Below are 21,897 nucleotides of genomic sequence, written 5' to 3'. Positions count from 1 at the left end.
CCGGTTGCCCCGCCGCCCCGGCCGTGGCCGTTCACTCCCCGGAGTCGAGGAGTCGGAGTAGCGTGTCCGGTCATGGACGCCGGATTGCTCTGGACGGCCGGGGGAACGCTCGCCGGATGTTTCGCATTGGGGCTCACCAGTTGGCAGTTGCGACTCCAGATCCGCGAGCGCCGGCCGGGCCGGACGTCCGGGGAGTCCGAGCAGCGGGCCCTGCCCGGCCCGGCCACCGTGCCGGTCCTGGCACCCGTGCGGAGCCTGCCGGCGGAGATCCGCGGGCGGCAGGAGCAACTGCGCGAACTCGTCGGCCTGGCCGAGAAGCCGGTCGGCCGGGTGGTCGTCCTCGCCGGCCTGGGCGGGATCGGCAAGTCGACGATCGCGGCGGCCCTGGCAGAGCGCGTCCAGGCCGGGATCCGCCGGCACGTGTGGTGGGTGTCCGCCGCCGAGCCGGGGAGCCTGATCGCCGGGATGCTGGCGGTCGCCAGGGTCCTGGGTGCCTCGGTGGCCGAGCAGGAGGCCATCGCCTCCGGCACGCCCCAGGCACCGGACGCCCTGTGGGCCGTTCTGGAACGGGAGAAGCACCGCTGGCTGCTCGTCATCGACAACGCCGACGCCCCGCAGGCGCTCGCCGTGCCGGGCGCCCCGGCCGGGTCCACGAGCGTCGCCGACGGGACGGGCTGGCTGAGGGTGCCGCGCACCGGCCTGGTCGTCGTGACGACCCGTCAGGTCGACGCCGCGACCTGGGGCAGGGGCGTCCTGATGCGCAGGGTCGAGCGGCTGGGCCCGGCCGACGCCGGGCGCATCCTGCGCGACCTCGCCCCGCACGGCGGGACGGAGGAGGAGGCGGCGAGCCTGGGCGAACGGCTCGGCGGTCTGCCGCTCGCCCTGCACCTGGCCGGCAGCTACCTCGGCTCGGACTTCGCCCTGACCAGGAGGTTCGCCGACTACCAGCGGGCGCTGGACGGTTCGCCCCAGTCGATGGACCTGCTGACGCCGGATCCGGACCTGAGCGGCGACGCCAGGTCCACCGTCATGTACACCTGGGAGACGTCCCTCGACGCCCTGGCCCGCTACGGCGTGCCCCAGGCCCGTACCCTCCTCAGGCTGCTCTCCTGCTTCGGCGCGGCGACGCCGATCCCCGACGACCTGTTGCAGGTGGGGCTCCTCGCCCGGCTGCTCCCGGCGGAGGCGGCGACGCCGACGGAGCAGGTCATCTGGCTCGAACAGGGCATGCGCGGGCTCATCCGGCTCGGCCTGGTGAGCCGGCTGCCGGTGTCCTCGGAAGACGGCGACGACCGTGCCCTGATCCTGCACCCCGTGGTCGCCGACGTCAGCCGCGCGCACCTGGCGGCCGACCGCAGGGCCGGCCGCCAGGTGGCCGGGGCGATCGGCTCCACGGCCGCCGACCTGATCACCGAGGCGCTGGCGAAGCTCGAACAGGACCGGCCGTCGGACTGGCCGGCCTTCCGCCTCCTGGCACCGCACTTCCGGGCTCTGCTGAACACCACCGCGGACAGCCTCGGCCCGCGGGACCTCACCCGGATCGCCCGGTCCGCGGGCACCCTGACCGACTATTACGAGTGGAGCGGGCCCGCCGCGTTGGGCGAGGAGGTCGCCCGCGCTGCCCTCGCCGCCGTGAGCCGGCTCCCGGCCGGCGACCAGGAGGTCCTCGGACTCCGCTACTGGCTGGGCCGGAGCCTTTCCCTGCAAGGCCGTTGGCAGGAGGCCGACACCGGGCTGCGGCTGCTGCACGCCGCCCAGGTGGAGCACCTCGGCGCCGAGGCGCGGGACACGCTGCGGACCGAGGGCGAACTCGCCCGCATCGTGGCAGACCTGGGGCGTTACCCGGAGGCCGGTGCCGCCCTCCGCTCCGTCCTGGCCGCCCAGGAACGCACCCTCGGAGCCCGGCATCCGGACACGCTGGACACCTACCACGCCCTGGGCCGGGTGGCCGCGCGCCGGAAGCGCTGGGACGAGGCCGAGGCGATGTTCCGCACCGCCTGTGACGGACGGGCCGCCGTGTTCGGCATCGACCACCCGGCCACGCTGGCGAGCCGCAACCGCCTGGCCTGGACGGTCGGGCAGCAGGGCAGGCGCCAGGAGGCGGAGGCCGAGCTGCGGACGATCCTCGGCATCCGTCGCGCACTGTTCGGGGACGAGCACCACGACACCCTCGCCACGCGAGAGCGGCTGGGCTGGGTGGTCGCCCTGGACGGCCGGCTGCCGGAGGCCGAGGAGGAGCTCGGCGCCGTCGTCAGCGCGAGGACGCGGCTGCTCGGCGCGGACTACCTCGGAACCCTCAACGCCACCGTCCTGCTCGCCCAGGTGATCGCCCGGCGCGGGCGCCCCGCGGAGGCCAGGGCCATGCTCGACGGCGTCCACCAGCGGCAGGTGCGCCTCTTCGGGGCGGACCACCCGCACACCCGGGAGACGTACGAGCTGATCGGGGGCCTGGGTTGACGCGCCGCGAGGCCGGGCCCGGGCACTCCCGACCCGCTGATGCGGGGGTGGAAATGAGGCAGTGGTCCCATGCCTGCGGAGCGTCGGCGGCGCGATACTGAAGGGACGGGACGTATCCCGGGCCCCTCGCGAAGGGAGATGCACATGTATGCGCATTGGGGCACCTTCAACAAGGCGGCGAGCCTCGGCGTCGGCCTGAGCTTCGCCCAAGACGCGCTGCAGGCACAGGGCTTCCAGGTGTGGGACCTCGCGGGTGACGGTGACTACCAGGTGATCGGCGGGACGGGCGATGTGATCGCCAACGTGGTCTGCGTCCCGCAGCAGGGGAACCTCTGGGTCACGGTGAGCGCGTACTCGCCCGACTCCGGGCTCGCGGAACGCACCAGGAACGACGTGAGGTCGCACATCGTCAGCGCGCAACTGATCGACGAGAACCCGTAGGCCGTGGATTCAGGTCCGGGGGACCGTCCCCGCCCCCGGCCCGGACGGTCTCCGGCGGCGCGTGCCGGCGTGCAGTTCCGGCAGGTGGTCGTCGAAGCAGGGGCGGCGGCGGGCGAGTTCGCGCCGGAGGCCTGGCCCGCCGCGTTGGGCGAGGAGGCCGCCCGCGCTGCCCCCGCCGCCGTGAGCCGGCTCCCGGCCGGCGACCAGGAGGTCCTCGGACTCCGCTACTGGCTGGGCCGGAGCCTTTCCCTGCAAGGCCGTTGGCAGGAGGCCGGGACCGGACTGCGCCTGCTGCTGGCCGAGTAGACCGAGCACCTCGGCGCCGAAGCACCCGAGGCGCTGCGGACCTCGGCCGAACGCGCCTACCTCGCAGCGGAGACGGGGCGCTACGCGGAGGCCGGAGCCGCCCTCCGCTCCGTCCTGGCCGTCCAGGAGGCCACGCTCGGAGCCCGGCACCCGGACACGCTGGAGACCTACCACGCCCTCGGCCGGGTGGCCGGTCGGGAGAAGCGGTGGAGCGAGGCGGAGGCGATGTTCCGGACCGCCTGCGACGGGCGGGCTGCCGTCTTCGGGTTCGACCACCCCGCCACGCTGGCCAGCCGCAACCGGCTGGCGTGGACGGCCGGGCAGCAGGGCAGGCTCCGCGAGGCCGACACCGAGTTGCGGAAGATCCTCGCCATCCGCCGCGGCCTGTTCGGCGAGGAGCACCACGACACCCTCGCCACCCGCGAGCGGTTGGCGTGGGTGACGGCCCTGCAGGGGCGGCTGCCGGAGGCCGAGGAGGAGCTCGGCGCCGTCGTCAGCGTCAGGACGCGGCTGCTCGGCGCGGACTACCCGGGCACGATGAACTCCACCGTCCTGCTCGCCCGGGTCATCGCCCAGCGGGGGCGTCCCCGTGAGGCCGGCGCCATCCTCGACGCCGTCCACCGGCGCCAGGTGCGCCTCCTCGGGGCGGACCACCCGCAGACAGGGAGACGCACGACCTCCTTGGGAACCTGGACTGACCTCCCCGCCACGTGCCGGGGCCGGCTCGGGCTCCGCGTCCCGCCCCGTCTTCACATACCGGCGGCCTGGAGCGTGTTCCTCGCCATCCAGGCCTGGACCTCGGGGTCCTGCTCCAGCTTCCGGAGAAGTTTGGGGAGGGTCTGCCGGATGGCGTCCATGTCCGCCGTCACCTGGTCACGGGTGGGGCCGGGGGAGGGTCCCTCCCGGGCCGGGTCGAGATGGACGAGGCAGAGTACGCGGTTGAACTCGTAGAGGGGCCATCCGTTCTCCAGCGCCGGACCGCGGCGTTCGATGGCCGTGGAGAGCTCCGCCAGGGCGGACTGCCAGTCAGGGATGCTCTGGTCCTTCAGTGCATAGCCGAGCTGCCCGTGAGGCTGGTGGAACTTGTTCTCGGCGTCCACCTTGATCAATGCGCGGAAGACCGGGATGGTCTGGGCCATCCGCACCTTGTCGGTCTTCCATGTGGACCGTCGCCGCACGCGGGCACTGCCGAAGATCCGCAGTTGGGCTTCGGGCGTGGCCTTGTCGATGGCATCCTCAAGGTCCTGCTGCGACACCGCCGGAGTCCCCGGTGGGGGGTCCAGCACACGCCCGACGAGCAGATGGGCCAGGGCGTCCGCGTGAGCCTGGTCCTGAATCCCCTGCTGGATGGTGTCGGCGACGTCCGACACGATCTTGCGGTAGCTGCCGCGGAAGTAGTCGGTCACCGCGGTGTAGGTCCAGAGGTAGGACTTCAGGAATCCGAACACGACAAAGATGATCATCAAGGATCCGCCGACCACCCGCGCCGCCGCCCCGCTGCCCAGGCCTTCGCTCACCGTGCGGATCAGTCGGCCCAGGGCCCCCGTCGAGTTGCCGAGCTGAACCAGCCCGACGCCGATGATGATCTTGGTGAGCCAGTCGGAGACGTCTTCGAGATTGGTGTTGGGACGGTACCCCCTGTCGCCGTCGGCCTCCGCATCCCCACCGTTCTCGTGCGGCCCCGCCCTGGTGCTCCGGGGTATTCCGAAGAGGAATCCGAGCAGCGCGCCGGTCAGCCCCGAGGCGATGGCGACGAGGACCCCGGTTCCGAGGGCGCCCCAGAAGGACTTCTCGCCTAACTCTGCGCAGTAGAAGACCAGGGCGATCAGTGCCGCCAGGGGAAAGATGTCCCAGGCGTCGAAGATCTGGCCGCCGGCCTTGCCGTCGTGCCTGTCGCTGGTGTCGTGATCGCCCATTTCCATCACCTTGCGGCCCTCGTGGGCGACGCGGTGGCGGGACCAGGCGATGCCGCCCATGGCTGTACGGACCCTGCTTCCAGCATGCGCGGGCCCGGCCGCCGATGTCACCCCCCGCGGGCGGGGCCCGCGGGGGGTGAAGCCGTCAGCGGGTGACGTCCCAGGAGAGCGCGTCGGTGAGCGAGCGCCGCAGTTCCGGGTCGGCCACGGCGGTGGTCGGGTCGGTGGCGACGGCGGTGAGGCGGTGGCGCAGGCGCTTCGGGCCGGTGAGGTGGAGGTCGGAGACGGCGATCGCCGCGCGGTCGCGCAGGGACGTGATCTCGCGGCCGTCGAGGTACCAGCGCAGGCGGGTGCCGGGGGCGGGGAGGTCGACGGTGAGGCGGTCGGCCGGGGTGAGGAGGGTGGTGGTGGGGGTCGGGCTGGTGAGGGTGGTGGCGTAGCGGTAGAAGCCGGCGATCATGGCTTCGCGGCCGGGCAGGTTGAACTCGCGGCCGAGTGACCGCATGATCGAGTTCTCGGTGGGCCGGTAGAGGCCGGCGGGGTAGTAGCCGCCGCCCTCGTACGCGCCGACCGTACCGCCGTCGGGCGAGGTCCGGCCGAGCCACCGGTACCACTTCGCGCGGTCGCGGCGCAGCCGGTCGGCGGTCAGCGTGGTGATGTTGGACTCGGCGGGTTCCTCGCCCTGGTAGGTGCCCTGGCCGTCGTAGGAGTACTCGTCGGCCAGCTTCCCCAGGGAGTGGCCGGTCTCGTGGACGGCGACCTGTCCCGAGCGTTCGTTCCCGCCGGCGACCGTGGCGATGCCGGAGTAGCCGAGCGGGGAGACGACGTCGTTGTTGCCGGCGCCGCCGTACTTGGCACTGTTGGCGACGACGAGGACGAGGTCCGCCTGCGGGGCCTTGGCGGCGTAGCGGTCGACGGCGTCGGTGTCGACGCAGAGCAGCCGCTCGACGCCGTCGCACCAGAAGTAGGAGCCGAGGGCGGTCTGCCGGACGGTGGAGCGGTCCGGGTCGCCGGAGACGCCCGACTCGGCGGAGACCGCCTGCACGGCCCAGACGTTGAAGAGCGCGCGGTAGGTCGCATAGGGCTCGACGGCGGTGATCTCCCGCCACTTCTCCGCGGCGTCGGCGAGGAACTTCTGCTGTTCGGCGGCGGTGTAGCCGTCGCCGATCACCACGACGTCCAGCTTGGTGGCGGTGTCCCCGCCGTGGACGACCGGGGTGACGGTGCCGTCGCCCTCGGCGGGCCCGGCCAGCGACTGCGGGGCGGTGTACGGGGAGGCGGCCGGCACCTGGGCGCGGCTGATGCTGCCGTCCTCGGCGAACACCTCCACCTGGTGGCCGGCGCCCGGGCGCGCCGGTGCCGACGCGGTCGTGAGGGCGGTAGCGGGGACGGACCAGGAGCAGAGGGCTGCCAGGCTCATGACACTGGCGAGGGCGGTGGCGGTGAGTCTGCCGGGACGCACGGGGGACCTCCGGGGTGGTGGGGGCGTAAAGTGCGGACGAGGGACATAAGTCGACGGCTAATCAGACTTAATCGATGATTTAATCTAGGACACCGCCGCGTCCACGACAATGGGGCGGGCGGGATCAGCGGACATCCACCGAAGGGGGCGGCCATGACCATGGGGAGCGAACCGGACGGAGTCGGGCCGCGCGTCCAACGGCTGCGCCGCGAACGGGGGCTGACCCAGCGTGCGCTCGCCGAGCCGGCCTACACCGCGGCCTACGTCTCCACCGTCGAGTCCGGCCGGGTCCAGCCCTCCGAGGCGGCCCTTCGGCACCTCGCCGAACGCCTCGGCGTCACCTTCGACGAGCTCGCCACCGGCCGGCCCGCCCACCTGCTGCCCGAACTGAAGCTCGCACTGACGGAGGCCCAGAGCACGCTGGCGGACGGCGACACCACCGAGGCGGCCCGGCGGTTCGCCGCCGTCCTGGACCGTGCCGCCCGGCACGACATCGCCTCCCTCCGGCCGGCCGCGCTGCTCGGCCTCGGCGACTGCGCACTGGAGGCCGGGCACCTCGACGACGCCCGGTCGCACTTCGAGGAGGCGGAGCGCCTCCTGGCCGGCGAACCCCTGCCCCGCCGCGCCGCCGCCATCCGCGGCCGGGCCGTCGCCCACCTGCTCGCAGGCGAACTGCGCTACGCGTGCTACCTGCTGGAGACGGCCATCGACCAGCTCAACCGCAGCGGCCTGCACGACCCCGACGCGCTGCTCCTGCTGTACTCGGCCGCCATCGGGCCGTACACGGACATGGGCGCCCACGGCCGGGCCGCCCAAGCCGCGGAACTGGCCCTCGCCCTGGCCCCCGGCGCCACCGACCCCGCGCTGGTCGCCGGGCTGCACCGCAACGTGGCCCGCACCCTGATCGCCGACGGCCGGGCCGCCGAGGCCGACGCCTCCCTCGCCAAGGCCCAGGAGCTCTACCAGCGACTGCGCCTCACCTCCGACCTCGCCAAGTGCCACTGGATGCGCGGCTACGTCCACGCCCAGGCCGGCGACCTCGCCGGGGCGGAACACGAACTGCGCACCGCCCGCGCCATGCTCGCCGCCCGGCACGCGGAGCTCTTCACCCACCAGGTGGACGTCGAACTCGCCGACGTCCTGCGCCGTCGCGGACGGCACGAACAGGCCGGGGAGCTGCTCCGCAGCCTCCTCGACCGGATCGGCCCGGACCGCGGCGCCGTCCACGCCGCCGGGGCGCACCGCCTGCTCGGACTCATCGCCGAGGACCGCGACGAGCCGGAGACCGCGGAGGAGCACTACGTCACCGCCCTCGCCCTGCTCGAACGGGCCGGAGCGGCGGGCGACCTCGCCGACCTCTGCCGCCTCCTCGGCGACCTGCTGCGCCGCACCGGCCGCGTCGAACAGGCCCTGGACGTCTACCGGACCGGCCTCGGCCACCGCGCGGCCCCGGGCACCACGACACTGGGCCCCGCGCCCGCCGGCCCGCCGATCCCGGCACCCGCCCCGCTCGTTCCGGAGCCGTAGGCCCGCGCCGGACCGTCCGCCGCACCCGTCGCAGGGACCTCGGTTCAGGTCCGCACGTCGGCGAGGACCTGGTGGGCGAGGGCCAGCAGGTCCGGGACGGCCGGGTGTCCCGGGCCCTCGCGCCACGCGAGGACGACGGGGACGGCCGGTGCGTCCGCGAGCGGGCGGTAGACCAGCGAGGGGTGGGTGTGGTTGCCGGGGGTGGCCGAGGTGGAGACCCCCACGGCGCGTCCGGCGGCGATGGCGATGAGCCACTCGTCCGTGTTGGCGACCTCGATGGTGGCGACGGGCCGGGCCGTCGGCGGCCACAGGTCCGCCGTGGTGGTGCCGGAGACGGTGTTGAGGGCGACCGGATGGGCGGCGAGGTCCGCCAGGGTGAGCGCGGGCAGCGCGGCCAGCGGGCTGTCCGCCGGCATGACCACCACCCGTTCCTCCGTCAGCAGCAGCTCCGTGCGGAGCCCGGCCGAGGTGACGGTGCCGCGCAGCAGCGCCGCGTCGACCCGGCCCTGGGTGAGGCCGGCCGTGCGGTCGTCGACGCGGAGCAGCTCCAGCGGAGTGCCGGGGTGCGTCTCGTCCCAGCGGCGCAGCAGCGGGACGGTGTGGACGCCGAGCGCCGCCCAGGTGTGGCCCAGGCGCAGCGGCCAGCCCCGCAGGCCCCCGGGGTCGAGGGCCGTCTCGACGGCGGCGACGGCGGCGCGGGCCTTGTCCCGGAAGGTGTGGCCCTCGGCGGTCAGTTCGAGGTGGTGGGTGGAACGGTCGAAGAGGCGGGTGCCGAGGTGGTCCTCAAGCCGGCGCAGGGTGCGGGAGAGCGCGGGCTGGCCGAGGTGGAGACGGGCGGCGGCGCGGGTGACGTTGCCTTCCTCGGCGATGGTGAGGAAGGCGCGCAGGTGGCGCAGCTCGATGGTCATGCCTCAGGAGCATAACCCTGGCGGAGTCGGCATTTCCCAGGGAGTGGCGGGATTCCTAGCGTGAGGTGCATGACCTCCTCCCCGCAGAACTCCACCTCCCCGCAGAACTCCACCTCCGCACGGAGCACCACCTCCACTCTGAGCGCCACCTGCCCGCCGAACGCCGCCTCCGCTCCGGACACCGCCTCCGCCCTGCGCGGCGCCCCGCGCCCCGCGCCCCGCCGCCGCGCCGACGGCTGCACCGGTGATCCGCCGTCACGCCGCGGGGCGCGGCACGCTCGGCGGCGTCGGCCTGATGCTGGCCGGAGCGGTCTCCGTCCAGTCCGGCTCGGCCTTCGCCGCGCTGCTTTTCCCCCGGGCCGGGGCGCTCGGCGCGGTCGCGCTGAGGGTGACGTTCGCCGCGTTGCTGCTGCTCGTCGTCGCGCGGCCCCGGCTGCGCGGCCACTCGCGCGCCGACTGGGCGGTGGCCGGTGGGTTCGGGCTGGCACTCGGCGGCATGAACGTCCTCTTCTACCAGGCGATCGACCGGATTCCGCTGGGGGCGGCGGTCACCTTCGAGGTGCTCGGGCCGCTGCTGCTCTCGGTCGCCGCCGCGCGCCGCGCCGCCAGCCTGCTCTGGGCAGGTCTCGCGCTGGCCGGAGTCTGCCTGCTGGGGCGCGGCGGCTTCGGCGAACTCGACGTCGCGGGCCCGGCCTTCGCGCTGGGCGCCGGCGCGATGATGGCGGCGTACATCGTGCTCAACGCCCGGGCGGGCGCCCGCTTCCCGCGGCTGGACGGCCTCGCGCTCGCGATGGCGGTCGCCGCGCTGGTCAGCCTGCCGCTCGGGCTGGCGGAGTCCGGAGCGAGGTTGCTCGAACCGGGGGTGCTGGGCCTGGGCCTGGTGATCGCGGTGCTGAGCTCGGGCGTGCCCTACACCTTGGAGCTGCTCGCCCTGCGGCGGCTGCCGGCGGCCACCTTCGCAGTGCTGACCAGCCTGTCGCCGGCCCTTGCGGCGCTGGCCGGCTACCTGGTGCTGGACCAGGGGATGTCGTTGCCGCAGTGCGCCGCGATCGCGCTGGTGGTCACGGCGAGCGCGGGCGCGGTCCGTACGGGCCGGGGCTGAACCGGGCGCGCCGCCGGCCCGGTGACCAGCGTCAGACCCGCATGCCCTGGACGTGGCGGGGTTCGACGGCCAGGCCGAAGATCACGAGAAGGGACAGGGCCATGATGAACAGTGACCAGAACGGGAACGTGGACAGGAAGATCATCTGGCCGATCACGGCGAGTGACGCGAGCACGATGCCGGTGATCCGCGCCGCCCGGACGCCGAGGAACACGCCGAGGCTGGCCAGGATCTGGGCGATGCCCAGGACGACGAACATCCAGCCCCAGGCGGTGTAGTTGAAGATGAGCAGCCGGTTGCCGTGGTTCGCGGTCGTCTCGTAGTAGCCGTGGTCCAGCACCGCGACGAAGCCGTCGATGATGTTGCACAGTCCGCTCAGCATCAGCAGGATCCCGGCGTACGCCACCCAGTGCGAGCGCTCCATCGGCGGGACGTTGCTGTTCGAGGGCAGGGGTTGTGACTCCATGCATCCATCAGAAGCAGTCGGATGGGACGCCGCAACGACTGGTGAGCCGTTGGTGTCCCGTCGCCCGCGGCGGAGCGCGACCGGACCGCGACCGGAGTGCGGCCGGGGCGCGACGCCGGTGCGGCCGCGGCGTTCGGGCGAGGGGATCCGCCGGGAGGCGTGCAGCGGGTCGGGTGCGAGGGGGCCGGGAGGCGGATAGCGTTCGCCGGGGGCCTCCCGGACCACACGGAGATTTGACGATGGACCGCTACCCGCCGGACGACTCCGGCTGCGCGACCGCCCGGTGCGGGCCCCTCGCGTCGGCTCTGCCCGCACGCTCCGGGGCCGGTGCCCTCGGCACGACGGGGGGCCGGTGAGATGGCCGACCGGCCGGAGGCGTTGCGGCTCGGCGCGGCCGAGTTCCGGGAGCTGTACGAGCGGGTGCGTCGCATCGCCACGGGCGGGACGGGCGGGGCGGGCGGCCGCGGCGCGCTGGAGACCTTGACACCGGAACGGGTGGTCGCCGCGGCGCGCGAGGTCCGGTCGGGGCTCCGGGTGAGTCTGGCGGCGCCGGTGGAGACGCACACCGGACCGGACAACCCGGAGCCCGCCGGCCACCGCATGACCGGAGCGGTCGCCGGCGCCATCGAACCGGGTGGCCTGCAGTTCGCCCGGGACCACTTCGACATGAACGTCCACGGCGACGCGGACAGCCATCTCGACGCGCTCTGCCACGTGATCTACGACGGCACCCTGTACGGGGGCACGGACGCGTCCAGCGTGACGCCGCAGGGCGCCGAGGCCCTGTCCGTCGCGCTGGCCCGGGACGGCATCGTCGGCCGGGGCGTACTGCTGGACATTCCCCGGCTCCGCGGCGTGTCCTGGCTGGAGCCGGGCGAGCAGGTGAGTGCCGCGGAGCTGGCCGAGGCCGAGGCCGCCCAGGGCGTGCGGGTGGGGGAGGGGGATCTGCTGTTCGTCCGGGTGGGTCACCGGCGCCGGCGGACGGAGCTCGGCCCCTGGGAGTCCGCGACGGCCCGGGCCGGGCTGCACCCCGGGGCGATGGAGTTCCTGGCCGAGCGCCGCGTCGCGGTGCTCGGCGGCGACGGCAACAACGATGCCGCACCGAGCGCCACCGAGGGCGTGGACTTCCCCGTCCACGTGCTCGCGGTGCACGCGATGGGGGTGCACCTGCTGGACTACCTGCAGTTCGAGGATCTGGCGCCGGTGTGCGAGCAGGAGGGGCGCTGGTCGTTCCTGTGCGTGGTGGCTCCGCTGCGGCTGCCACGGGCCACCGGCTCGCCGGTGAATCCGATCGCGGTGCTCTGACCCGTCACTCCGAGGTGCGGGACGGGCCGAAGTCCTCGGCGGAGATGCGCAGCCGGAAGACGTGGTAGGTCCAGCCCTGGTAGACGAGCACCAGCGGCAGGAAGACGATCGCGACGACGCTCATCACCTTCAGCGCGTAGTTGCCGGAGGCGCTGTTCTGCACGGTCAGGTCGAAGGCGGGGTTGGTGCTGGACACCATCAGCCTGGGGTAGAGGTCGACGAACAGCGACAGGATGGTGGTCGCGATCGTGACGGCCGTGGCCACGAACGCCCAGCCGTCGTGGTGGCCGGTGACTAGCCAGGCGGCGGCGAGGACCGCGAGCATGGCGACGAGGTCGAGGATGTCCGGGAGCACGCCCTTGCCCGCGGTGGAGTGGGTCCACGGCAGGAAGGCCAGCACGGCGAGGACGGTCAGCGGTGCGATCCGGCGGGCCAGCAGCTTGGCCCGGCCCTGCACCGTGCCGGTCGTCTTGAGGGCGATGAACGTCGCGCCGTGCAGCAGGCAGAGCAGTACGAGGGTGACTCCGGCGAACACCGAGTACCCGGAGAAGAGGTCTCCGAAGGAGCCGGTGAACTCCCGGTTCTGGTCGATCGGCAGGCCGTGCAGCAGGTCGCCGAGCGCGATTCCGATCAGCAGCGGCACCAGCACGCTGCCACAGGTGAGCAGGGTGTCCCAGGTGCGGCGCCAGCGCACACCGCCGGCCTTGCCGCGGAACTCGAACGAGACGCCCCGCACGATGAGCCCGGCCAGCAGCAGGATCAACGCAAGGTAGAGCCCGGAGAACATGGTGGCGTACCAGTCGGGGAACGCGGCGAACATCGCCGCGGCGGCGACGATCAGCCACACCTCGTTGCCGTCCCAGAGCGGGCCGATGGTGTTGATCGCCGCCCGCCGGCCGGCCTCGTCGCGGCCGACGACGGTGTGCAGCATGCCGACGCCGAGGTCGAAGCCCTCCAGTACGAAGAAGCCGGTCCACAGGACGGCGGTGACGATGAACCAGAACGTGGCGAGCGCCATCGGGGGCCTCAGTAGCTCAGGGCCGGGACCGGGGCGTCCTCGGCCGGTGGCGGGGACAGTTCCTTGCGGGCGTACCGGGTGATCAGTACGACCTCGACCACCGCGAGCACCGCGTAGAGCAGGAAGAACACCAGGATGCTGGTGGCGACCTCGCCGGTGCTCACCGACGGGGAGACACCGTTGCGGGTGAGCTGGATGCCCTGGACGATCCACGGCTGACGGCCGTTCTCGGTGAGGAGCCAGCCGGCGGTGTTCATCAGGAACGGCAGCACCGCGGTCCAGACCGCCACCCGCTGGAACCACTGCGAGCCGCTGAGCCGCTTGCGCCACAGCAGCCACAGGCCCCAGAGCCCGACCAGCAACACCACGACGGCGAGGTAGGCCATCACCCGCATCGACCAGTACTGGATGAAGATGTTCGGGACGTAGTTGCCGGGCCCGTACTGCTGCTCGTACTGGGCCTGGACGGCGTTGAGTCCCAGCACCTGGCCGTTCCAGTGGTTGGTGGCCAGCAGGGACAGCAGATGCGGGACGGCGATGATCCGGGTCGGCGTCATGTCGTTCTTCCCGCCGCCGATCTGGAACAGCGAGAAGGAGCAGGGCTGGCAGGTGTCCCACTGGGCCTCGGCGCCGGCGATCTTCATCGGCTGGTACTTGCCCTCGGTGACGCCGAGTTCGCTGCCGACCAGCATCGCGACCAGGATCACCGGGACCAGCACCACCAGGGCCAGCCTGGCAGTGGCGTGGAAGGCGAGCGGGGACGAGCCCTTGCGCAGCTGCCACGCCGACACCGCCAGCATCACGCACGCTCCGGTGACCACCGAGGCGAGGATCACGTGCAGGTACCCGCGCAGGAACACCGGGTTGGTGAACAGCGCCCAGACGTCGTTGAGTTGGGGCCGTCCGGTGGACGGATCGATGGTGTAGCCGACCGGGTGCTGCATCCAGGAGTTGGCCGCCATGATGAACGCCGCGGACAGGACGCCGCCCAGGGCCACCGCCCAGATCGTCGCCAGGTGCACGCGCGGCGGCAGGCGGTCCCAGCCGAACAGCCACAGCCCGAGGAAGGTCGACTCCAGGAAGAAGGCGGCCAGGCCCTCCATCGCCAGCGGCGCACCGAAGACGTCGCCCACCGTGCGCGAGTACTCCGACCAGTCCATCCCGAACTGAAACTCCTGCACCAGGCCGGTCACCACGCCCACGGCGATGTTGATCACCAGTAGGACACCGAAGAACCTTGTGAGTTGCAGGAGTTCGGCCCTGCCGGTCCGGTGCCAGCCGGTCTGCAGCAGGGCGGTCAGGAATCCCAGGCCGATGGTGACCGGAACGAACAGGAAGTGGTAGACCGAGGTCATGGCGAACTGCAGTCTGGCCAGGTCGAGTTGACTCATGTGGTTCCCATCGCAGGGCGCTTGGGCATCAGTCAACCACGCACCCGCGCCGCCGGCGGGGCGGCGCCGCCGGGGTTAGCCCCGGCGGGCGGCGGCCGATCGGAGCAACGGAGAGGCCGTCAGCCTGCACCCGTCACGATCACGTTGGCCGGCGGATCGCCCGCCGCGTACCGCGACACCTGCGCGCGGACCAGGGCCAGGGCACGGGGCCGGAAGGCCGAGGTGGTGGCCGCGGCGTGGGGACTGATCAGGGTGTTCGGCGCCGTCCACAGCGGATGTCCGGGCGGTAGCGGCTCGGGGTCGGTGACATCGAGCGCCGCGGCCAGCCGCCCGCTTCGCAGCTCCGCCAGGAGCGCGTCGGTGTCCACCACCGCGCCCCGGCCGACGTTCACCACCAGCGCGCCGTCCTTCAGCCGGGCGAGGACCGCCGCGTCGACCAGGCCCCGGGTCTCCGCGGTGAGCGGCAGGGTCAGCACCACCGCATCGGCCTGCGGCAGCAGGAGGGGCAGGCGCCCCAGGGGCTGCACGGGCCCCCGCGGTGACTGCCGCTCCGTGCGCGCCACCCGGAGCACCCGGCATTCGAACGGCGCGATCCGTGCTTCGACGGCCGCACCGATCGCGCCGTAGCCGAGCAGGAGCACGGTGCGGTCGGCCAGAGCGGGCCGGAACCCGGTCACCCACTGCTGCGCCTGCTGTGCCCGCACGAGATCGGGGATCCGGCGCAGCGCCGCGAGGAGCAGGGTCACCGCGTGCTCGGCGGTGCTCGCCTCGTGCACTCCCGTGGCGTTGCAGAGCGTGACTCCGGGCGGCACATGCGGCAGCAGATCGTCCACACCGATGCTGAGCGACTGCAGCACCCTCAGGCCGGGAAGCCGCGGCAGCAGGTCCAGGGCCGTGCGGGTGAACGTGTACGGGATGACGAAGAACTCGACGGCCGCGAGCCGGGGGCCGGCCGGCTCCTCGCCCGTGCCGTCCCACACGGCCGCGGACCAGCCCTCCGGCAGCCCGCCCAGCTCCGCCGGGGTGAACGGCAGCAGCAGCCGGGGACCGGCGGACGGCTTCGCGGCGCTCATCGGACCTGACTCCTCTCGGGTGCCCCGAGCGATGGTGGAGGTGCGCCGGCGCCCGGCAACCGTGCCGCAACGGAGTCCGGCGACCTCATGACCAGCCTAGGGAACGACCCGTGGTGGACGCCTCCGCCGGCACGGCCGCGACCACGGCCGCAGTGCTGCGAGCCGCTCGGACGGCCGCCTCCCGCCCGCTGAGGTGCCGCCCGGCCTGAGCCGTTATAGCTTGCAAGTGACAGGACTTGTCCTGCGCGTCGGTGGCCGTGCCGCGAGGACGCCACCCCGAGCCGAGTGCCCGAAGGCCGGACGAGCCGGGCACTGCCAGGGCAGGCAACGACTCCAGATCGGATTCCGCCGTGGTCGGCGACCAGCACTACGACGTCATCATCATCGGCACCGGCGCCGGCGGCGGCACACTGGCGCACCGGCTGGCGCCGACCGGCAAGCGCATCCTGCTGCTCGAACGCGGCGACTACCTGCCCCGCGAGCGCGACAACTGGGACTCCACCGCGGTGTTCGTCAAGGGCAAGTACCGCGCCCCCGAGTACTGGTACGACAAGGACGGCAACGCCTTCCCGCCCGAGGTCAACTACTACGTCGGCGGCAACACCAAGTTCTACGGCGCCGCGCTGTTCCGGCTGCGCCCCGAGGACTTCGGCGAGCTCCGCCATCACGACGGCATTTCCCCGGCCTGGCCGATCGACTACCAGGACATGGAGCCGTACTACACCCGGGCGGAACAGCTCTACCTGGTGCACGGCCGGCACGGCGAGGACCCGACCGAGGGCCCGGCGAGCGGCCCGTACCCGTTCCCGCCGGTCGAGCACGAACCGCGCATCCAGCAGCTCAGCGACGACCTGGAGAAGCACGGCCTGCACCCGTTCCACCTGCCGATCGGGGTGAACCTCACGCAGGACGAGCACGGCCGGGCCGTCCACGGCAGCGCCTGCATCCGCTGCGACCGGGTGGACGGGTTCCCCTGCCTGCTCGGCGCCAAGTCCGACGCCGAGGTGATCTGCGTCGACCCGGCGCTGAAGCACGACAACGTCACGATGATCACCCACGCGAACGTGCGCCGGCTCACGACCGACCCGACCGGGCGGACGGTCACGGCCGTGGTCACCGAACTCGGTGACGGCGGCACGGCCGAATTCGCCGCGGACGTCGTGGTGATCGCCTGCGGTGCGGTCAACTCGGCGCTGCTGCTGCTCCGCTCGGCGAGCGACCGGCACCCGGAGGGGCTGGCCAACAGCTCCGGCGTGGTCGGCCGGCACTACCTGCGGCACAACAACCTGGCCCTGATGGCGGTGTCGAAGGAACCGAACCCGACCGCCTTCCAGAAGACCCTGGCCCTGCACGACTGGTACCTGGGCGCGGACGACTGGGACTTCCCCCTCGGCGGGATCCAGATGCTCGGCAAGTCCGATGCCGAACAGATCCACGGCGAGGCACCGCGCTGGGCCGGAGCGGTGGCGCCCGACATGCCGTTCGAGGTGCTCGCCCACCACGCGGTCGACTTCTGGCTGTGCGGCGAGGACCTGCCGAACCCGGACAACCGGGTGACCCTGGACGCCGACGGCAACGTCCACCTGACCCTCGACGAGAAGAACAACATCAGCGGGCTGAAGCGGCTGCGCCACAAGCTCCAGGGCATGCTCGGAAAGCTGGGTCTGCACGAGCACCATCTGCTGCCGCACAGCCTCTACCTGCACAAGGGCATGCCGATCGGCGCCACCGCCCACCAGGCCGGCACCGTCCGGTTCGGCACCGACCCCGCCTCCTCCGCCCTCGACGTCAACTGCAAGGCCCACGACCTGGACAACCTCTACGTCGTGGACACCAGCTTCTTCCCGAGCATCGGCGCGGTGAACCCGTCGCTGACGGCCATCGCCAACGCCCTGCGCGTCGGCGACCACCTGGCCGACCGGCTGCGGTGAGCCGGGGCGCAGGCAGCCGGCGCACACAGCAGGCATCCGGCGATCGCACACAGGAGAGCCCGAGATGACGACACGACAGACGGACGCGCTGGTGATCTTCGGCGCAACCGGCGACCTGGCCAAGCTGGAGACCTTCCCGGCGCTGGTCGGGCTGGTCGAACGCGGAGTCCTGGACGTCCCGGTGGTGGGCGTGGCCAAGGCCGGCTGGGGCCTGGAGCAGTTCCGCGCCTACGCCGAGGCCTCGCTCACCCTCAACGGCATGGACCCCGCGTCCCCCGCAGCGGTCAAGCTGCTCGGGCTGCTGCGCTACGTGGACGGCGACCTCGGTGAGGACGCCACGTACACGGCGATGTCCGAGGCCATGGGCAGCGGGGGTCGCGCGCTGTTCTACCTGGAGGTGCCACCACCGCTCTTCGGCCGGATCGCCGACGGCATCGCAGCGGCCGGCCGGGCCGAGGGCGCCAAGATCATGGTCGAGAAGCCCTTCGGCAACGACCTCGACAGCGCCCGCGCGCTCAACGCCACCATGCACCGCCACTTCCCCGAGGACTCGATCTACCGCGTCGACCACTGGCTCGGCCTCGACCCGGTCGAGAACGTCCTGTTCGCCCGGTTCGCCAACTCGGTGATCGAGCCGCTGCTCAACCGCACCCACGTCGAGTCCGTGCAGATCACCATGGCGGAGGCGTTCGACGTCTCCGACCGCGGGCGCTTCTACGACCGCACCGGCGCCGTCCGCGACGTGATCCAGAACCACATGCTCCAGGTGCTGGCCACCGTACTGGCCGACCCGCCTTCCGGGCCGGGGCTGTCGGCATGGCGGGACGCCAAGGCCGAGGTGGTCTCCTCGCTGCGGCCGCTCACCCCCGACCACATCGTGCGCGGGCAGTACGAGGGCTACCTGGACGTGGACGGGGTCGACCCGAAGTCCACCGTCGAGACGTACGCGGCGATCCGGCTGGCCGCCGACTCCTGGCGCTGGGCCGACGTACCGATCCTCATCCGGGCCGGAAAGTGCCTCCCGGTGACCGCCACCGAGGTCAGTATCCGGTTCCGCCGCGCCCCGCACGACGTGTTCGGCCTGCGCCCGGCGCCCGCGACGAACCGGCTGCGGTTCCGCATCTGGCCCGAGACCGCGGTCGCGCTGACCCTCGCGGGCAAGACACCGGGCGGCGGCTGGCAGGCCAAGCACGAGGAGCTGGCCTTCAGCGAGGTCCCGGGATCGGACATGCGTCCCTACGACAGGCTGATCGGCGCCGCGCTCGACGGCGACCGCTGGCTCTTCGCCCGGCAGGACACGGTGGAGTCCGCCTGGCGGATCGTCGACCCGGTGCTGGACGACGTCGTTCCGGTCCGTCCGTACGCCAGGGGCACCTGGGGCCCGAAGGAGGCGGACGCCCTGCTGCCGAACGGCGACACCTGGGACGACCCGGCCGGCTGAGCACACCGCCGACCGGCCGGGCGACCGCTCGCGTGCCGCACCGGCCGGTGCGCCGCCGCGCCCGCGCCCGTTCCTGGGCCCGGGCCCGGCGGCAACCGGATGAACGGCGCAACGACCCTCGCGCTGCTCCTGCCGCCCGCACCGGAAGGATGTTCAGCTGGGTGGATGGATCTGGTCCATCTGAGACTGGTGACGCCGCCCGCGCTCACCGAGCGGACGCTCGCGCTGCTGACCGCCGACCGTCACGTCCTCAACCTGGTGGTGCTGGAATCCGCGGCCCGCGCGCCGGACGGCGACGTCGTCGAGTGCGATGTGGTGAAGGGCCCCGCGAACGAGCTGCTGCGCCACCTGCGGGACCTCGGAGTCGACCGACAGGGTGCGATCGCGATCGAGGACGTCGGGCTGCTGTTCTCGCACCGGGCCGAGCGGCTCGAAGCCGACGAGCCGATTCTGCTGGCCCACGCGCCGTTCTGGGCCTCCGTCGAGGCCGGCATCCGCGCCGGGGGCACCTACCAGCCCTCCTTCTACCTGCTGCTGGTGATCGCCGGCCTGATCGGCGCGGTCGGCATCATGACGAACTCCCAGATCCTCATCGTGGCGGCGATGGTGGTGGGCCCCGAGTACGGCGCCATCACCAGCGTCGCGCTGGGCCTGGAACGGGGTAACCGGCGCCGGGTGGGGCAGGGCGTGCGAGCGTTGATGCTCGGCTTTCCACTGGCCATCGCGGTCAGTTTCGCTTTCGCCGCACTGGCCCGGGGAGCCGACCTGCAGTCCAAGGCGTTCCAGGCCGGTCTGCGACCGGTGTCGAACCTGATCGACACCCCGAACGCCTTCTCGCTGGTGGTCGCCGTCCTCGCCGGAATCGTCGGCATCGTGTCCCTCACCGAAGCCCGGAGCAGCGCGCTGCTCGGCGTCTTCATCTCCGTGACCACGATTCCCGCCGCCTCGGACGTGGCCGTCTCGCTGGCCTTCGCGGACTGGCACGAGGCATGGGGTTCCCTGCTCCAACTCCTGCTCAACGTGGTCGTCCTGGTGGTGGTGGGAGTACTGGCCCTCCGGGCGCAGCGCCGGGCCTGGGGCCGGGTGATCCGGCGTACCGGGGGTGGCGCCCCGGGCGGCAGGAGCCGGCGCGGCGGGGGATAGTGGTGTCCGGGGGTTCCGTCCGACAGGTCATCGCCGAGGACAAGCCCCGGGGACAAGCCGCCGGGGGACGCCGAGAACAAGCGGAGACACCATGGACCGCTACCCGCCCATCGCCGACCACGGCCTCGTGGGAGATCTGCAGACCGCCGCCCTGGTGTCGGCCGGGGGAGTCGTCGACTGGTTCGCGGCTCCCCGGTTCGACTCCCCGAGCATCTTCGCGGCCCTGCTCGACCACGACCGCGGCGGCTACTTCCGGTTCTCCCCCGAGCATCCGGACGCCACCTGCAAGCAGATCTACTACCCCGACACGGCCGTGCTGGTCACCCGTTTCATGTCACCCGACGGCGTCGGCGAGGTCGTCGACTGCATGGCACCCGACACGTCGCTCACACCGACCGACCGGCACACGCTGATCCGGGTCGTGCGGGCGGTCCGGGGGAGCGTGCGCGTCGTCCTGGAGTGCCGGCCGCGGTTCGACTACGGCCGGGCGGACCACGAGCTCCAGCTGGAGTCCGGCGCCGCCGTCTTCCGGGCACCCGGGCAGGTCGCGTACCTCCAGTCCACGTTCCCCGTGACCCGGGACGGTCGGGACGTCCGCGGGGAGATCGCCCTCGACGCCGGGCAGGAGGCGGCCGCCGTCTTCACGGTGTGCGACCCGGACGGCGAGCCGCCGGCCCCGTTCCACCCGGCCGAGCTGGCCGACCGGATCACCGCCATCGGCGAATGGTGGCAGGAGTGGCTGCGCGGCTCCCGGTACCGCGGTCGCTGGCCCATCATGGTCAACCGGTCCGCCATCACCCTCAAGCTCCTCACCTACCACCCGACCGGTGCGCCGATCGCCGCCGCCACGATGGGGCTGCCCGAGCAGATAGGCGGCGAGCGCAACTGGGACTACCGCTACACCTGGGTCCGGGACGGCTCCCTGTCCGTACGCGCCCTCCTGGACCTCGGCTTCACCGAGGAGGCGACCCGGTTCGTGAAGTGGCTGGGCACCCGGCTGCACGAACGCGCGGACCTGCCCGGCGAGCGGTTGCAGATCATGTACCGGGTGGACGGCGACCCGGACATCCCCGAGGAGATCCTCGGCCACTTCGAGGGCTACCGCGGCTCCGCGCCGGTCCGGGCCGGGAACGCCGCGATGGACCAGTTGCAGCTGGACATCTACGGCGAGGCGCTGTACGCCCTGTCCGAGATCCGCGAGGTGGGCAGCCGGACGGACTACCACGGCTGGAAGGTCCTCTCCTCGGCGATGGACTGGCTCGCGGACTCGTGGGACCGCCCGGACGAGGGCATCTGGGAGACCCGCGGCGGGCGCAAGGACTTCTCCTACAGCCGGGTGATGTGCTGGGCCGCCCTCGACCGCGGCCTGAAGCTCGCGCACGAGTTCAGCCGCCCCGCCGACATCGACCGCTGGCGCAAGGCCCGCGACGCGATCATCGAGCAGGTGATGGAACGCGGCTGGAGCACCAAGCTCAACGCCCTGGTCCAGCACTACGAGGAGGACGTCCTGGACGCCTCGCTGCTGCTCGTGCCCCGCGTCGGCTTCCTCGCGCCGCAGAGCGCCAGTTGGCTCTCCACGCTGGACGCGATGGACCGCACCCTCGTCTCGGACAGCCTGGTGTACCGCTACGACCCGGCGGCCTCCCCGGACGGACTGCGCGGATCCGAGGGCACGTTCAGTCTCTGCAGCTTCCTGTACGTCGACGCGCTTGCCCGGGCGGGCCGGGTCCGCCAGGCGCGGTACGCCTTCGAGAAGATGCACACCTACGCCAACCACGTCGGACTGTTCGCCGAGGAGATCGGCCCGAGCGGCGAGCAACTGGGCAACTTCCCCCAGGCGTTCACCCACCTGGCACTGATCATGGCGGCCACCACGCTGGACGAGGCGCTGGACAAGGCCCGGAACCGCTGACAGTCGCAGCGCACCGGACCCGGAGGGCCGGGCCGACGCCGTGGTACCGGCTCGGCACGGGGCCGGGTGGCCCGGCCGACCCCCGTCCGGACGGGAGC

17 protein-coding genes and 1 pseudogene are annotated in these 21,897 nt (G+C 72.7%); 11 read left to right on the top strand and 7 right to left on the bottom strand.

Features of this window, described 5'->3' with window-relative positions; translation table 11 throughout:
- The first annotated feature begins 72 nt into the window (after positions 1–72).
- From J5Y04_RS37615 to J5Y04_RS44085, 4 genes and pseudogenes are all read left to right on the top strand, one after another.
- Entirely contained in the window at positions 73–2,457 is a 2,385-nt protein-coding gene (locus J5Y04_RS37615) for a tetratricopeptide repeat protein (protein ID WP_209417034.1), read from the top strand.
- Between the two features lie 144 nt (positions 2,458–2,601).
- Entirely contained in the window at positions 2,602–2,898 is a 297-nt protein-coding gene (locus tag J5Y04_RS37610) for a hypothetical protein (protein ID WP_209417033.1), read from the top strand.
- A gap of 69 nt (positions 2,899–2,967) precedes the next feature.
- The gene (locus J5Y04_RS37605; protein WP_209417032.1) at positions 2,968–3,204 is read left to right on the top strand and encodes a hypothetical protein; all 237 of its coding nucleotides are present in this window, start codon (positions 2,968–2,970) and stop codon (positions 3,202–3,204) included.
- A gap of 33 nt (positions 3,205–3,237) precedes the next feature.
- A pseudogene (locus J5Y04_RS44085) lies at positions 3,238–3,849 on the top strand (tetratricopeptide repeat protein); the annotation flags it as partial.
- Between the two features lie 104 nt (positions 3,850–3,953).
- On the opposite strand, the gene J5Y04_RS42570 reads toward J5Y04_RS44085, so the two are convergent.
- Both J5Y04_RS42570 and J5Y04_RS37595 read right to left on the bottom strand, forming a co-directional pair.
- Positions 3,954–5,180 carry a hypothetical protein gene (locus J5Y04_RS42570; RefSeq protein ID WP_245206253.1) on the bottom strand — a complete coding sequence of 409 codons (1,227 nt, stop codon included), beginning with the start codon at positions 5,178–5,180 and terminating at the stop codon, positions 3,954–3,956.
- An 85-nt stretch (positions 5,181–5,265) separates the two neighbouring features.
- The gene (locus tag J5Y04_RS37595) at positions 5,266–6,582 is read right to left on the bottom strand and encodes a M64 family metallopeptidase (RefSeq protein WP_307853509.1); all 1,317 of its coding nucleotides are present in this window, start codon (positions 6,580–6,582) and stop codon (positions 5,266–5,268) included.
- 153 nt (positions 6,583–6,735) lie between these two features.
- Between J5Y04_RS37595 and J5Y04_RS37590 the strand changes: the two genes are divergently transcribed.
- The gene (locus J5Y04_RS37590; protein WP_209417030.1) at positions 6,736–8,109 is read left to right on the top strand and encodes a helix-turn-helix transcriptional regulator; all 1,374 of its coding nucleotides are present in this window, start codon (positions 6,736–6,738) and stop codon (positions 8,107–8,109) included.
- Between the two features lie 44 nt (positions 8,110–8,153).
- On the opposite strand, the gene J5Y04_RS37585 is transcribed toward J5Y04_RS37590, so the two are convergent.
- Positions 8,154–9,017 (bottom strand): LysR family transcriptional regulator, encoded by an 864-nt coding sequence (locus J5Y04_RS37585; protein WP_209417029.1) that lies wholly within the window; start codon positions 9,015–9,017, stop codon positions 8,154–8,156.
- 244 nt (positions 9,018–9,261) lie between these two features.
- On the opposite strand from J5Y04_RS37585, the gene J5Y04_RS37580 reads away from it, so the two are divergent.
- Positions 9,262–10,119, top strand: coding sequence for a DMT family transporter (locus J5Y04_RS37580; protein ID WP_374106201.1), 858 nt, complete (start codon positions 9,262–9,264; stop codon positions 10,117–10,119).
- A 31-nt stretch (positions 10,120–10,150) separates the two neighbouring features.
- On the opposite strand, the gene J5Y04_RS37575 is transcribed toward J5Y04_RS37580, so the two are convergent.
- Entirely contained in the window at positions 10,151–10,585 is a 435-nt protein-coding gene (locus tag J5Y04_RS37575) for a hypothetical protein (RefSeq protein WP_209417028.1), read from the bottom strand.
- A gap of 357 nt (positions 10,586–10,942) precedes the next feature.
- Here J5Y04_RS37575 and J5Y04_RS37570 point away from each other — a divergent pair, with 357 nt between their 5' ends.
- Positions 10,943–11,890, top strand: coding sequence for a cyclase family protein (locus J5Y04_RS37570; protein WP_209417027.1), 948 nt, complete (start codon positions 10,943–10,945; stop codon positions 11,888–11,890).
- Between the two features lie 4 nt (positions 11,891–11,894).
- Here the strand turns inward: J5Y04_RS37570 and cydB are convergent, their stop codons facing one another.
- From cydB to J5Y04_RS37555, 3 genes are all read right to left on the bottom strand, one after another.
- The gene (cydB, locus tag J5Y04_RS37565; protein ID WP_209417026.1) at positions 11,895–12,908 is read right to left on the bottom strand and encodes a cytochrome d ubiquinol oxidase subunit II; all 1,014 of its coding nucleotides are present in this window, start codon (positions 12,906–12,908) and stop codon (positions 11,895–11,897) included.
- An 8-nt stretch (positions 12,909–12,916) separates the two neighbouring features.
- Positions 12,917–14,299 carry a cytochrome ubiquinol oxidase subunit I gene (locus tag J5Y04_RS37560; RefSeq protein ID WP_209417025.1) on the bottom strand — a complete coding sequence of 461 codons (1,383 nt, stop codon included), beginning with the start codon at positions 14,297–14,299 and terminating at the stop codon, positions 12,917–12,919.
- Positions 14,300–14,418: 119 nt separating this feature from the next.
- Positions 14,419–15,372 carry a 2-hydroxyacid dehydrogenase gene (locus tag J5Y04_RS37555; protein WP_209417024.1) on the bottom strand — a complete coding sequence of 318 codons (954 nt, stop codon included), beginning with the start codon at positions 15,370–15,372 and terminating at the stop codon, positions 14,419–14,421.
- 350 nt (positions 15,373–15,722) lie between these two features.
- Between J5Y04_RS37555 and J5Y04_RS37550 the strand changes: the two genes are divergently transcribed.
- The 4 genes from J5Y04_RS37550 (at position 15,723) to J5Y04_RS37535 (ending at position 21,799) form a co-directional block, all read left to right on the top strand.
- Positions 15,723–17,303 carry a GMC oxidoreductase gene (locus tag J5Y04_RS37550; protein ID WP_209417023.1) on the top strand — a complete coding sequence of 527 codons (1,581 nt, stop codon included), beginning with the start codon at positions 15,723–15,725 and terminating at the stop codon, positions 17,301–17,303.
- Positions 17,304–17,367: 64 nt separating this feature from the next.
- Positions 17,368–18,744: a glucose-6-phosphate dehydrogenase gene (zwf, locus tag J5Y04_RS37545; protein WP_209417022.1), complete on the top strand. Its 1,377-nt coding sequence runs from the start codon at positions 17,368–17,370 to the stop codon at positions 18,742–18,744.
- 165 nt (positions 18,745–18,909) lie between these two features.
- Positions 18,910–19,887: a DUF389 domain-containing protein gene (locus tag J5Y04_RS37540; RefSeq protein WP_209417021.1), complete on the top strand. Its 978-nt coding sequence runs from the start codon at positions 18,910–18,912 to the stop codon at positions 19,885–19,887.
- A 91-nt stretch (positions 19,888–19,978) separates the two neighbouring features.
- A complete protein-coding gene (locus tag J5Y04_RS37535) occupies positions 19,979–21,799 on the top strand; it encodes a glycoside hydrolase family 15 protein (protein WP_209417020.1) in 1,821 nt (606 codons plus the stop codon).
- The last annotated feature ends 98 nt before the right edge of the window (positions 21,800–21,897 follow it).

Source organism: Kitasatospora sp. RG8 (genome assembly GCF_017813315.1).
In the GTDB taxonomy this organism is placed as follows: Bacteria; Actinomycetota; Actinomycetes; order Streptomycetales; family Streptomycetaceae; genus Kitasatospora.
Note: the sequence above shows the minus strand (reverse complement) of the source record. Positions and strands in the feature narration are given on the sequence as shown.